Raw genomic sequence first — 13044 nt, 5'->3', positions numbered from 1 at the left:
TATGTGTTCTGCTTTTCTTTGTTTTTACACATATTCGGCTACTTTTTTGAATATCGTTATACGAATTTCGAAAGGGTGGGTGAATACCTTGTTATTATATGAAAAAGTGCAAGAAGAAATAGTGAGAAGAACAACTGCACTTCAGACGATGCAAAGGCAAGATGGTACGTGGAGGTTTTGTTTTGAAGGAGCACCATTAACAGATTGTCATATGATTTTTTTATTAAAATTATTAGGTAGAGATAAAGAGGTAGAACCGTTTGTAAAAAGATTAGCGTCACTTCAAACAAATGAAGGAACATGGAAATTGTATGAAGATGAAGTAGGTGGCAATTTATCTGCTACAATTCAATCTTATGCAGCCTTACTTGCTTCGAATAAGTATACAAAAGAAGATGCGAATATGAAGCGAGCGGAAATGTTTATTAAGGAACGCGGAGGAGTGGCGCGTGCTCATTTTATGACGAAGTTTTTATTAGCGATTCATGGAGAGTATGAATATCCTTCGCTCTTTCATTTGCCAACACCGATTATGTTTCTGCAAAATGATTCATCCCTCAGTATATTTGAATTAAGTAGCGCAGCACGTATCCATTTAATCCCGATGATGGTTTGTTTAAATAAAAGGTTTCATGTCGATAAAAAAATATTACCAAATCTAAGTCATATTGCGGGCGTGGGCGGAGGGTGGTTTCGAGAGGATCGTTCTCCAGTCTTTCAAACAGTAGTAAGTGATGTGAAACAAATTATATCGTATCCGCTTTCTTTACATCATAAAGGATATGAGGAAGTAGAACGTTTTATGAAAGAGCGTATCGATGAGAATGGAACGTTATATAGTTACGCAAGTGCTTCATTTTATATGATTTACGCATTACTTGCGTTAGGACATTCGATTCAATCGCCAATTATTCAAAAGGCAATAACAGGGATAACATCTTATACATGGAAGATGGAAAGAGGGCATCATTTGCAAAACTCGCCATCAACTGTCTGGGATACAGCTTTATTTAGCTATGCGTTGCAAGAAGCTCATGTTCTGGAAGAAAGTAACATGATTCAAAATGCGACAGCGTATTTACTAAAAAAACAGCATAAGAAAAAAGCTGACTGGAGTGTGCATGCGCCGTCGATCTTCCCGGGTGGCTGGGGCTTTTCTGATGTGAATACTACGATTCCAGATATTGATGATACAACAGCTGCTTTAAGGGCAATGGCGCGAAGTAGAGGGAACGAAAATGTAGATGATGCTTGGAGAAAAGGGATTAATTGGGTTAAAGGATTGCAAAATAATGACGGTGGCTGGGGAGCTTTTGAAAAAGGTGTGACGAGCAACATTTTAGCGGATTTACCAATTGAAAACGCAAACGATATGATTACGGATCCCTCTACACCAGATATTACAGGAAGAGTATTAGAGTTTTTTGGAACGTATGCGCAGAATGAATTACCGGAGAAACAAAAACAAAACGCAATAAATTGGTTAACGGACGTACAGGAGGAAAATGGATCCTGGTATGGAAAGTGGGGGATTTGTTATATATACGGTACGTGGGCTGTTATGACTGGTTTACGGTCACTGGGGATTCCTTCTGCTCATCCTTCATTGAAACGAGCCGCTTTATGGCTTGAACATATACAGCATGAAGATGGTGGTTGGGGAGAATCTTGTCAAAGTAGCGTGGAGAAAAAATTTGTTACTTTGCCATTTAGTACACCACCCCAAACAGCATGGGCGTTAGATGCTCTCATTTCTTACTATGATAAAGAAACACCAGCTATTCGAAAAGGTATTTCATATTTGCTTGCGAATCCTTATGTAAATGAAAAATATCCTACTGGAACAGCTTTACCAGGTGGGTTTTATATTCATTACCATAGCTACGCTCATATATATCCGCTACTTACTTTGGCGCACTATATAAAAAAATATAGAAAATAAACCGAGAATTACTCTCGGTTTATTTTTTGGGTAGTAGGTCCCTGTTGAAAAGAATAAGGAATGTTGTGATACCTTATTTTTCTGTTGATTGGCGTTTTTGACGTGCATCAGCGGCATTTGCACGTGCGTTTGCTTCTAAGTCATTGTGGTCAGCGAGTTCACGAGAGAACTCGACATCAATGCCATCAGCAGATTTGTTTTGTTTGAAATTCTTTTTGTTCATTCGACAAAATCTCCTTGCACTTTATGCGACGTTGCAAAGTTAGTTTGACACAAATAGACTTTTTTATACGAAGAGGATTTGGAAAGCAAGGAGCCGAAATATACAGTATAAGTAATAGAAATGGGGGATAGGGATGGAACTTCTAAATGGGAAAACAGCTGTTATAACAGGTGGTGCACAAGGGATAGGAAAAGAAATTGCAAAGGTTTTTGGAAAATTAGGGGCTAAAGTATTAATAAGTGATGTGAATGAAGAAAAATTACAAGAAACGACAAATGAATTAATCGCAGAAGGGTATGAAGTGAGGCAGTATCGTTGTGATGTGAGTAATCAAAATGACGCGAAGACATTAATTGAATATGCAGTTCAAACATTTGGTGAATTACATATTTTAGTGAACAACGCAGGTATTACGCGAGATGCTATGTTACATAAAATGGAGAAATCAGCATGGGAACAAGTACTGCAAGTAAACTTAAGCGGTGTTTTTTATTGTATGCAACCAGCGCTTCTTTATATGAGACAGCAAGGATATGGAAGGGTTATTAATATTTCTTCTATTAGTAGAGACGGGAATATTGGACAAGCGAATTATGCAGCCACAAAGGCAGGAGTTGTAGGTTTAACGAAAACAGCGGCGAAAGAAGTAGGAAGTTTCGGTATTACTTGTAATGCAATTTGTCCAGGGTTTATGGATACAGATATGACAAAAACGATACCAGATAAAGTGAAAGAAAAGATGGTTGGAGCGATTCCAGTTGGTAGAATTGGAACGCCAGAAGATATTGCGAACGCAGCTGCCTTTTTAGCATCAGAATACGCGTCTTATATTACAGGAGAAGTATTAAATGTGAGCGGAGGGCTGCAAGTTTAAAGGAATACAAATTGAAAAGAACCTGACCGAGTGGATCAGGTTCTTTTCAATTTAATTTAAGTTTAACCAAACGCTCTTCACTTCTGTATAGTTATTTAATGCATAAGAGCCCATTTCACGGCCAAGACCAGATTGTTTAAATCCTCCAAATGGAGATGCTGCATCAAAGACGTTATAACAGTTTACCCATACTGTACCTGCGCGTACTTTACTTGCAACATAGTGTGCTGTCTTAACATTTTCTGTCCATACACCAGCTGCCAAGCCGAATTGTGATTTATTCGCACGTTCAATTACTTCATCAATATCGTTAAACGGTATTGCAGAAATAACTGGACCGAAAATTTCTTCTTTTGCAATCGTCATTTCATCATTTACATCAGCGAATACTGTAGGGGAAACAAAGTAACCTTGATTGAATGGATTACTTCCTCCGCAAAGTACTTCAGCGCCTTCTTCAATTCCTTTTTCGATATAGCTCATTACACGTTTTTGTTGTTCTTCGGAAACGAGAGGCCCGATTGTTGTTTCAGGGTTAAGACCGACACCTTGATTTAGTTTTTTAGAATAGAGGACGAGATCAGCCATCACGTTATCATACATTTTCTTTGGAACAAATAAGCGTGATCCAGCAGAGCATACTTGTCCTTGGTTAAACATAACACCAGAAAGCGCACCAGGAATCGCGCGAGATAAATCAGCATCTGGCAAAATGATATTTGGTGATTTACCACCTAATTCAAGTGTAACGCGTTTTAATGATTCAGATGCTTGTCTCATAATTTGTTTACCAACTGGAGTAGAACCTGTAAATGCAATTTTATCAACGAGTGGATGATTAACGAGAGCTTGTCCAGCTGATTCACCGAATCCAGGAACGATATTAATAACACCTTTCGGGAATCCAGCTTCTTCAATTAATTCAGCTAAGTATAGGGCGGATAGTGGAGTTTGTTCTGCAGGTTTTAAAACGATTGTACATCCTGTTGCAAGGGCTGCACCCATTTTCCACATTGCCATAAGAAGTGGGAAGTTCCAAGGAATAATTTGACCGACAACACCAACAGCTTCATGACGTGTATAGTTAAAGTAATCACCGGAGACAGGAATTGTTTGACCAACGATTTTCGTAGCCCAGCCAGCATAATAGCGCATATGCTCAATTGCAAGTGGTATGTCTGCTGCCATTGTTTCACGGATTGGCTTTCCGTTATCTAACGTTTCGAGCTGTGCAAGCTCTTCTTTATGTTCTTCCATTAAATCGGCGAGCTTGTACATAAGGCGGCTTCGTTCAGCGGTAATCATGCGAGACCAAGGACCTTCGTCAAAAGCCATGCGAGCCGCAACTACAGCTTTATGAGTATCTTCGCGACCAGCTTCAGAAACGACGGCAAGTGTTTCGCCAGTTGCTGGGTTAGGTGTTTTAAATGTTTTTCCGGAAGCGCTTTCAATAAAAGATCCATTCACATATAACTTTTTCGTGCCTTGAAGAAACTTTTCTACCTTTTCATGAAGATTTACAGCTAGTTGACTCATTGTATAACCCCCTTGAAAATATAATGTAAACGCAGTACGAGACGGCGTTTATTCCGAAATCAAGGATGTGGGAACTAGATGAAAAGCCTCTAATTAAAATCATAAATAATAAATACTGAAAATTCAAATTTCAATTGTGTTACAATTGTAAAAAATATGTAATGTAAGAGATTCTTCTATATTTTTATAAAAAATCCTGCTTGTTTTTGTTTTCTAGTAGGAAAAACTAGAAGAACAGTGGTACAATAATACATCGTGAGAGGAGGGAGAAAATGAAGGGTTATCATGATGATCCACGCTTTCGAATAGCCCATAGAGAAGCGTTAATTGGTCTTGGACTTGCTATTATTAACTTTATAATATGGTACGGATTTGCTTATGGGCTTGGTAGTAAAAATCCAAGTGAATATACATACATATTAGGTTTTCCGGCATGGTTTTTTTATAGCTGTATCGTTGGATTTATCGTTATGGTTATTTTGCTTAGTTTAGTTGTTCGTTTTGTATTTCAAGATATTTCACTCGATGAGGAAGAAAAAAGTGAGGAATAATAGATGAATTGGTATGTAATCATTCCAATGATAATTTCGTTTATCGTTGTATTTTTAATTGGTGTATATGCTTCAAGGCGCGTACAAGCAACTGCTAATAATAAATTTTTACAAGAATATTTTCTTGGTGGGCGTGAGCTTGGCGGTTTATTATTAGCGATGACAATGATTGCTACGTACGGAAGCGCAAGTAGCTTCATTGGTGGTCCTGGTATTGCTTACAATATGGGCCTTGGATGGGTACTATTATCGGCGATTCAAGTTGTTACGGGGTATATCGTTTTAACGGTTATCGGTAAAAAATTTGCAATTATCGCAAGGAAGATGGAAGCAATTACTCTTATTGATTATTTAAAGGGAAGATACAACAATAAAGCAGTCGTTATTCTTTCTGCGTTATGTATTATTATCTTTTTATTTTCAGCAACAGTAGCCCAGTGGGTAGGTGGTGGACGATTAATTGAGTCGCTTACCGGTCTTTCTTATACAACAGCCTTATTTTTATTTACATTTTCTGTACTTGTTTACGTATTAATTGGTGGGTTTCGAGCAGTCGCGTTATCAGATACGATATTAGGTATTATTATGTTACTTGGAACGACAATCATTTTAATTGCAACTGTCATTGCGGGCGGTGGAATTGAAAAGATTATGCAGGAACTTGTTCAAATCAATCCGAATTTAATTACGCCGTTTGGAGCAGATGGTAGTTTAACGAAATCATACGTTACATCGTATTGGATTTTAATTGGAATTGGCGTAGTTGGTTTACCGCAAATTAGCGTGCGTGCAATGTCGTATAAAAATTCAAAAGCGATGCATCAAGCGCTCATAATTGGGACGATTGTTGTTGGTACAATTATGATTGGTATGCATTTAACAGGTGTGTTTGCACGAGTAGTACTTCCGGGGATAACAGTACCAGATAAAGTAATGCCGCTATTAGCGATGGAAGTATTGCCACCTTGGTTAGCTGGAGTTTTCTTAGCTGCACCAATGGCTGCAATCATGTCTACTGTAAACTCATTATTATTACTTGTAAGTTCGTCAATTATTAAAGATATATATGTGAATTACGTAAATAAAGATGCAACGGATAATACGATAAAGAAAGGTAGTCTGTGGATTACTGGTATCGTAGGATTATTTGTATATGCTGCGGCTATTAAGCCTCCAGACTTTTTAATCTGGTTAAATTTATTTTCTTTCGGTGGTTTAGAAGCAGCATTCATTTGGCCGATTGTGTTAGGACTGTATTGGAGAAAAGGAAATGCAACTGGAGCTCTCGCATCTATTATAGTGGGGGTAGGTTCATATATGTTGATTCACCTTTGCTTCCCTAATCCATTCGGTATACATACAGTTGTATTCCCAATTTGCTTTGCATTTATTGCTTACATCATTGGTAGTATGGTTACTATGAAGAAAAACGTCTAGATAAAATGGAGAACGCAGTCCGTATAGGGCTGCGTTTTTTCGTATGATTTTGCTCTTTTTTATTCTGTATATCTATTGTTATTCATAAATTAATAACAATAGAGGGGATGGAGTTGAGGTCGATGAAAAAAGTGTTATTTTTAGGAGACCCTGGAATAGATGACTCTTTAGCTATCATGTATGGAATTATGCATCCTGATATTGATATTGTTGGTGTTGTAACGGGATATGGAAATGTATCACAAGAAAAGGCGACAAGTAATGCAGCGTATTTACTGCAACTTGCAGGACGAGAAGATATACCTGTTATTAATGGTGCGAAAATTCCTTTGTCTGGGGATTTTGTGACGTTTTATCCGGAAATTCATGGCGCAGATGGCTTAGGACCTATTAAACCTCCAAAAGCATTTTCGCCAAATATAAAACCTTTTTGTGCATTTTTCGATATTCTTGAAAAGTATAAAGGAGAATTAATCATTGTTGATGCAGGTAGGTCAACAACATTGGCAACAGCATTTATTTTAGAAAAGCCGATGATGAAGTATGTGAAAGAATATTATATAATGGGCGGTGCTTTTTTAATGCCTGGTAATGTGACACCAGTCGCGGAGGCAAATTTTCATGGCGATCCCATTGCGGCACAATTGGTTATGCAAAATGCCAAGAATGTGACATTAGTGCCACTTAACGTTACGTCTGAAGCTATTATTACGCCAGAGATGGTGAAATATATTACGAAACATTCTAAAACGAATTTTAATAAATTAATTGAACCAATTTTTAATTATTATTATAAAGCTTATAAAAAATTGAATCCAAAAATAACAGGAAGTCCGGTACATGACGTCGTTACAATGATGGTTGCGGCGAATCCATCCCTTTTAGATTATGTGTATCGCCGTGTCGATGTAGGTATAGTTGGTATTGCAAAAGGAGAAAGTATTGCAGATTTTCGTCCTCAACCTGACTCAAAAGCCTTAAAGAATTGGGTACGAATTGGTTGGTCATTACATTATAAAAAATTCCTCGAAGACTTCGTGAAAATTATGACGTAGACATAATAGGAGTATACAAGTTAAAATAATGGAGATGATTGCTAAAATAATCATCTCCATTATTTTGTTTTTTTTTTAGATAAATAGAGAAGAGTTACACAATAGGAGAGGAATTTTACTTGAAAAAAACTATAGTATGCGCAGTGATTGTGGGTATTTTCGTTTTGCTAATATCGGGTAATTTTTTAGTGGAAAAAGTATGGAGTTCAAATAATGATGATGCGCAGTATATAGCATCCTTTATTGAAGAGCATAAAGATGAAAAAAATAGTGCGCTTCTAGTAAAGAGAAATGATAAGGTTGTCTATTCAATAAATCCAAATGTTGTATTGCCAGTTGCTAGTACGATGAAGTTAATTGTGGCGCTTGAATATACGAAACAAGTTACAGAAGGGAAAATTGACCCGTCAAGTTTCGTTTCGATTAATGATGTGAATCGATATTATGTACCGAATACAGATGGCGGTGCACAAGATAGATGGCAAAGTTACTTGCAAAAAAAAGGGAAGATAACTGAAGGCGCAGTTTCTTTAGAAGAAGTTGCAAAAGGAATGGTTAAGTTCAGTTCAAATGCAAATACTGAATACTTAATGGAAGTGTTAGGATTAGATAACATTAATCGGAATTTACAAAGTTTATCGCTTCCTGCACACCAACCACTATTTCCTATCGTTTCATCCTTATATATTCCAGGATATTTGCATAAAGAATTACATGTTCCAAAATATAAAATAGAGAAAAAGTTAAAAGAAATGTCTCAAGAGCAGTATCGTGAATATGCGATGATCATTCATGAACGCTTAAAAAAGAAAGGGCCATTATTACAGAAAGAAATTCCTCTTTATTTAGAGGAACAATATGATAAAATTTGGTCAGATCGACTTCCTGCTGCATCGGCAAATGATTATATGGTATTGCTTCAAAAGGCAAATCATAAAGGTGGCCTGACAGAAGCAGAAGAAAAAGTGTGGGCGAATATCGTTGAAACGGATATGAGTGCCAAGAAATATCGTAAAACATTCAGACATGCTGGGCAAAAAAATGGTTATACACCATGGACGGTTACAAAAGCAGTTTATGCTATGGATAAACGCGGAAACTGTACAGAAATTGTGTTTTTAGCAAATAATTTAAATGAAGACGATAGCGCAGAAATACGTAAACATTTAGCAAATTTACATTTCCAAGTGTTGCAAAGTGATAAGTATGATGCGACTTTTATTAAATAAACTCGGTGCAGAGAGCATCGAGTTTATTTTTATATACAAGCACTTTTTTGCCATCACTGGGTATGATGGGTAGTAATACTTAGGTGAAAGGGGAAAAGGTGATGAAACAGAGTAAAGAAGAGTTTATAAAGAGTGAAGGCGCTGATTTCCCTGGAAGAACATATGTGGATTGCGTATTACAACATGTATTTGATTTTCAACGTAACTACTTATTGAAAGATATGTTTCAGGTGCATAAAGCGCATATTATGATGCTAACGGAAGAAAGATTAATGAAAAAGGAAGAAGCTAAAGTAATATTAAACGCACTTAAAAAGGTAGAAGGAATACAAAAAAATCAATTGGTATATACGGAACAGCACGAAGATCTCTTTTTTTTAGTGGAATATTTAATTTCTCAAGAAGCAAAGTGCGATTTTGTAAGTAATATGCATATCGGTAGAAGTAGAAATGATATGGGTGTAACGATGTATCGCATGAGTTTAAGGCGATATGTATTACGGTTAATGGAACATCATTTGTTATTGCAAGAAAGTGTATTGCAACTTGCAGATGACCATAAGGAAACGATCATGCCAGCTTATACACATACCCAACCAGCACAGCCAACAACATTTGGTCATTATACTTTAGCGATTTATGATACGATGCAAAGAGATTTAGAACGAATGAAAAAAACATATCAGCTTTTAAATCATTCCCCGATGGGTGCAGCTGCACTTTCTACAACAAGTTTCCCCATTAAACGAGAACGAGTTGCCCATTTACTTGGGTTTAAAAATGTAATCGAGAACTCATATGATGCTGTTGCTGGAGCAGATTATTTATTAGAAGTTAGCTCATTACTTATGGTAATTATGACAAATGCGAGTAGATGGATTCATGACTTCTTATTATTAGCGACGAAAGAATATAATGGTATTACTGTTGCGAAGCCATATGTACAAATTAGTAGTATTATGCCGCAAAAGCGAAATCCAGTTTCAATTGAACACGCCCGTGCGATTACGAGTAGTGCTTTAGGAGAAGCATTTACTGTATTTCAAATGATTCATAATACACCATTTGGTGATATTGTCGATACAGAAGATGATCTGCAGCCGTATTTATATAAAGGAATTGAAAAGGCGATTCGTGTGTTTTGTATTATGAATGCAGTCATCCGAACGATGAAAGTAGAAGAGGAAACGTTAAAGGAGCGTTCCTATAAACATGCGATTACGATTACAGATTTCGCGGATGTTTTAACAAAAAACTATGAAGTTCCATTTCGGCATGCGCATCATGCAGCAAGTGCTATTGCAAATATGTCATTGGAGCAGAAAAAGGAGCTTCATGAATTACATTTCGAAGAAGTAAATCTGTACTTACAAGAAAATTTGAAAGTGCGTTTATTAGAAGAAGAGTGGAAAGAGATTATATCACCCGAAGCTTTTATTCAAAAAAGAAATGTATATGGTGGACCGAGCAAAAAAGAAATGAGGCGTATGATTCAAAATCGGAAAGCGTCATTTCAAAAAGAAGAAGAGGTATTTGAAAAGGAAAATCAGAGAATTTTACAAGCTGAAAAAGATTTGAATACGTTAGCCTCGAATATTATTGAATCGTAAAAGAGGGATTTAATGAATTAATCGCCAATACTTAATTAAACTATAAATAGAGAGAAGAGATTGTCGATGATTCAACTAAACGTATATGAAGAGATTATTCGTTTTAAAGAAGATGTTACACCATTTTTAGAAAAGAATGAGCAGGAAAATAATCTAATATTAGGTGTATTACAAATGGTCCAAGAACCGATATTTATGGGGGTAGCAAAACAAGAGGAAGAAATTGCAGTTGTATTTCTTCAAACAGAAGAGAAGAAACAAATCATTATTGCAAATGCTGAAATTTCGGGAGTAGCTATCAAAGTGCTTGCAAAAGAGTTAACGAAAGTATATCCGGATATTCCTGGATTGATTGGTAATAAGAAAATTGTACAGAAATTAGCGGAAGAGATTGCGATGTTAGAACAGAAAAAAACTACTGTTGCAATGGAGCAAGGTATATATGAATTAAAACAAGTAAAGAAAAAGTGGAACGGAGATGGAATCTTTCGAGAAGTAAGTAGTGATGAACTACCATTAATAGAACAGTGGATATATCAATTTTGCGAAGACGTGAAGCTCCCAACTACGAAAGAAGAAGCGAAACAAACAGCACATACATTAATCAATAATAGTCGTCTATTTGGTTTGGAAGTGGACGGAAAACTCGTTTCTGTAGCTGCAAAAACGAGACCAACTAATAATAACATAACGGTTAATTTTGTATATACGCCAAAAGAAGCAAGGAAAAAAGGATATGCGTCTAATTGTGTAGCCGCCCTCAGTCAACATTTGTTAGATGAAGGTTATAAAACGACCACATTGTATACTGATTTAGCAAATCCAACATCTAATAAAATTTATAAAGAAATTGGTTATGAGCAAATTATGGAGTCTGTACTTATATTTTTAGAGGAATAGAATGAAAAGGCGCGCTATTATAGCGTGCCTTTTTACTATTCATCAATTCTAATAACCTCACCCTGCGGGAAGTCCTCAGTTTCTAGTAAGTTACGTATAGCTTTCGCAACGTATACAGGTGACAGTAGTTTTCCTTCTTCTTTTAATGCGATGAAGCGGTCTAAATTTGTGAAGTCTTCTTTATTTGTTTCGCGAATTTGTGCTTGCATATTTGTATCAACAACGCCTGGTGCAAAAGCGATGATTTTTACTGGATATTCTTTTTCAACTTCTTCAGTAGCAACGCATTGTGTAAACATATTTACACCAGCTTTCGTTGTACAGTAAGCTCCCCAGCCAAAGTAAGGATTTTTTCCTGCTCCAGATGAAATGTTGATAATGCGTTTATCTATTTTCCATTCTTTCGTATGTTTCATGAACGTAGATGTAAGAATCATAGGTGCAAGTAAATTAATGTGAACGTTCGTAATAAGTTGTTCACTTTCTGCTTTTTCAATTGGTTTCATAGGTGCAAGTGTGCCTGCATTGTTAATTAAATGAATAGAGGATACATTGTCTTCTTTAATAGATGAGATGATCTCTTTAAAGTTAGTTTCTAAGTTATGTACATCTTGAAGATCTATGGAATGGAACATACAGTTGCTGTTGTTTTGCTCTGCGAGTTTAGTAAGCTCTTTATTTTCGCTTCTAGAAATAGAGATGATCGTTGTATTTTTTTCTAATAATTGCGTGGCAATTGCTTCACCTAAACCTTGTGAAGTTCCTGTTATGATTACATAGCGCATAATTTTATAAACCCCTCTCGTATGTGCGGAATTTTGTTGGACAACGTACATTGCATAGGTTGTCTATATTTATAGTATAGAGCACTTTTTACTATAGATGAAATGAGATGATTATGTGCCTTTTATGAACCGTTTTACAACAACTGTAGATGGAGTTTCACAACCTGGGACAAATCTGGCGACTGAGTTTACGGTAGCGAATATATTTCCTAATAGAAAATAAATAAAAAAGCATCCTGTAAGAAAGAATAGGATGCTTTTTATATTACTGTTCATATTGATTCTTTGTCAGGTGAATCAAAAAATGTATTGATTTTGTCAGAGAGGAGGTATGGGATGGAATTTTTTATCACAGAAATGTCCCAGTTCCACCATGCAAGGTTTTCTAGTTTTTCAATGGTTTCTTGCGGGAAACGGTATCGAACAAGTTTTGCCGGATTACCAGCCACAATTGCATAGGGAGGTACGTCTTTTGTAACAACACTCTTTGCACCGATAATGGCACCGTTACCAATTGTAACACCAGATAAAACGCAAGATTGATAACCAATCCATACATCATTGCCGATTACGATATCACCCTTTGAAGATGGGTGACCAGTAATATGTGCTCCTTCAGCGAAAAGAGCATTAAATGGATAAGTCGTTATCCAATCAGCGCGATGCTCACCGCCAAGTATGAAAACGACTTCTTCTCCTAATGAACAAAACTTACCTATTTTTAATTTCGTTTCATCATTCCAAGAAAAAATAGTTGGTCCTACTTTACTATAAGTATAATCACCAATATCATATTTACTATATTCAGGTTTTTGATTTAAATATAACATAACGATTTTAGCATCCTCTCTAAAGTAAGTAATGGATATGAAGCATTATATGCAAGTTGGGGTATAGAGCGA

Annotated in this window: 12 protein-coding genes; 8 read left to right on the top strand and 4 right to left on the bottom strand. The window is 36.3% G+C overall.

Annotated features, from left to right (window positions below; translation table 11 throughout):
* Positions 1–88 precede the first annotated feature (88 nt).
* On the top strand, positions 89–1942 hold the full coding sequence (locus COC96_RS20095; protein WP_098769243.1) for a terpene cyclase/mutase family protein: 1854 nt from the start codon (positions 89–91) through the stop codon (positions 1940–1942).
* Between the two features lie 73 nt (positions 1943–2015).
* Here the strand turns inward: COC96_RS20095 and COC96_RS20090 are convergent, their stop codons facing one another.
* On the bottom strand, positions 2016–2165 hold the full coding sequence (locus tag COC96_RS20090) for a YfhD family protein (RefSeq protein WP_141535916.1): 150 nt from the start codon (positions 2163–2165) through the stop codon (positions 2016–2018).
* Between the two features lie 133 nt (positions 2166–2298).
* On the opposite strand from COC96_RS20090, the gene fabG reads away from it, so the two are divergent.
* Positions 2299–3039, top strand: coding sequence for a 3-oxoacyl-ACP reductase FabG (gene fabG, locus COC96_RS20085; protein ID WP_098267083.1), 741 nt, complete (start codon positions 2299–2301; stop codon positions 3037–3039).
* A 51-nt stretch (positions 3040–3090) separates the two neighbouring features.
* On the opposite strand, the gene dhaS is transcribed toward fabG, so the two are convergent.
* Positions 3091–4575 carry an aldehyde dehydrogenase DhaS gene (dhaS, locus tag COC96_RS20080; protein ID WP_098769242.1) on the bottom strand — a complete coding sequence of 495 codons (1485 nt, stop codon included), beginning with the start codon at positions 4573–4575 and terminating at the stop codon, positions 3091–3093.
* Positions 4576–4847: 272 nt separating this feature from the next.
* On the opposite strand from dhaS, the gene COC96_RS20075 reads away from it, so the two are divergent.
* From COC96_RS20075 to COC96_RS20050, 6 genes are all read left to right on the top strand, one after another.
* On the top strand, positions 4848–5126 hold the full coding sequence (locus COC96_RS20075; RefSeq protein ID WP_098267085.1) for a YhdT family protein: 279 nt from the start codon (positions 4848–4850) through the stop codon (positions 5124–5126).
* Between the two features lie 3 nt (positions 5127–5129).
* The gene (gene panF, locus COC96_RS20070) at positions 5130–6563 is read left to right on the top strand and encodes a sodium/pantothenate symporter (protein ID WP_098267086.1); all 1434 of its coding nucleotides are present in this window, start codon (positions 5130–5132) and stop codon (positions 6561–6563) included.
* Positions 6564–6685: 122 nt separating this feature from the next.
* The gene (locus COC96_RS20065) at positions 6686–7618 is read left to right on the top strand and encodes a nucleoside hydrolase (RefSeq protein WP_141535915.1); all 933 of its coding nucleotides are present in this window, start codon (positions 6686–6688) and stop codon (positions 7616–7618) included.
* 119 nt (positions 7619–7737) lie between these two features.
* On the top strand, positions 7738–8847 hold the full coding sequence (locus COC96_RS20060; protein ID WP_098769241.1) for a serine hydrolase: 1110 nt from the start codon (positions 7738–7740) through the stop codon (positions 8845–8847).
* A 101-nt stretch (positions 8848–8948) separates the two neighbouring features.
* The gene (argH, locus tag COC96_RS20055; RefSeq protein ID WP_141535914.1) at positions 8949–10457 is read left to right on the top strand and encodes an argininosuccinate lyase; all 1509 of its coding nucleotides are present in this window, start codon (positions 8949–8951) and stop codon (positions 10455–10457) included.
* 66 nt (positions 10458–10523) lie between these two features.
* On the top strand, positions 10524–11357 hold the full coding sequence (locus COC96_RS20050) for a GNAT family N-acetyltransferase (protein WP_098769240.1): 834 nt from the start codon (positions 10524–10526) through the stop codon (positions 11355–11357).
* A gap of 35 nt (positions 11358–11392) precedes the next feature.
* On the opposite strand, the gene COC96_RS20045 is transcribed toward COC96_RS20050, so the two are convergent.
* Together COC96_RS20045 and COC96_RS20040 are read right to left on the bottom strand one after the other, a co-directional pair.
* Positions 11393–12142, bottom strand: coding sequence for a (S)-benzoin forming benzil reductase (locus tag COC96_RS20045; protein WP_098769239.1), 750 nt, complete (start codon positions 12140–12142; stop codon positions 11393–11395).
* 272 nt (positions 12143–12414) lie between these two features.
* Positions 12415–12972, bottom strand: a complete 558-nt coding sequence (locus COC96_RS20040; protein ID WP_097902717.1) for a CatB-related O-acetyltransferase — start codon at positions 12970–12972, stop codon at positions 12415–12417.
* Between the last annotated feature and the right edge of the window lie 72 nt (positions 12973–13044).

The sequence above is a fragment of the Bacillus cereus genome (assembly GCF_002577405.1).
Lineage (GTDB): Bacteria > Bacillota > Bacilli > Bacillales > Bacillaceae_G > Bacillus_A > Bacillus_A cereus_AU.
The sequence above is the reverse complement of the archived record's forward strand: the minus strand, read 5'-3'. Positions and strand labels throughout refer to the sequence as shown.

Coding starts and splice junctions, on each gene's coding strand:
- COC96_RS20090 (WP_141535916.1), bottom strand. CDS start 2,165: ATGAACAAAAAGAATTTCAAACAAAACAAATCTGCTGATGGCATTGAT.
- fabG (WP_098267083.1), top strand. CDS start 2,299: ATGGAACTTCTAAATGGGAAAACAGCTGTTATAACAGGTGGTGCACAA.
- dhaS (WP_098769242.1), bottom strand. CDS start 4,575: ATGAGTCAACTAGCTGTAAATCTTCATGAAAAGGTAGAAAAGTTTCTT.
- COC96_RS20075 (WP_098267085.1), top strand. CDS start 4,848: ATGAAGGGTTATCATGATGATCCACGCTTTCGAATAGCCCATAGAGAA.
- panF (WP_098267086.1), top strand. CDS start 5,130: ATGAATTGGTATGTAATCATTCCAATGATAATTTCGTTTATCGTTGTA.
- COC96_RS20065 (WP_141535915.1), top strand. CDS start 6,686: ATGAAAAAAGTGTTATTTTTAGGAGACCCTGGAATAGATGACTCTTTA.
- argH (WP_141535914.1), top strand. CDS start 8,949: ATGAAACAGAGTAAAGAAGAGTTTATAAAGAGTGAAGGCGCTGATTTC.
- COC96_RS20050 (WP_098769240.1), top strand. CDS start 10,524: ATGATTCAACTAAACGTATATGAAGAGATTATTCGTTTTAAAGAAGAT.
- COC96_RS20045 (WP_098769239.1), bottom strand. CDS start 12,142: ATGCGCTATGTAATCATAACAGGAACTTCACAAGGTTTAGGTGAAGCA.
- COC96_RS20040 (WP_097902717.1), bottom strand. CDS start 12,972: ATGTTATATTTAAATCAAAAACCTGAATATAGTAAATATGATATTGGT.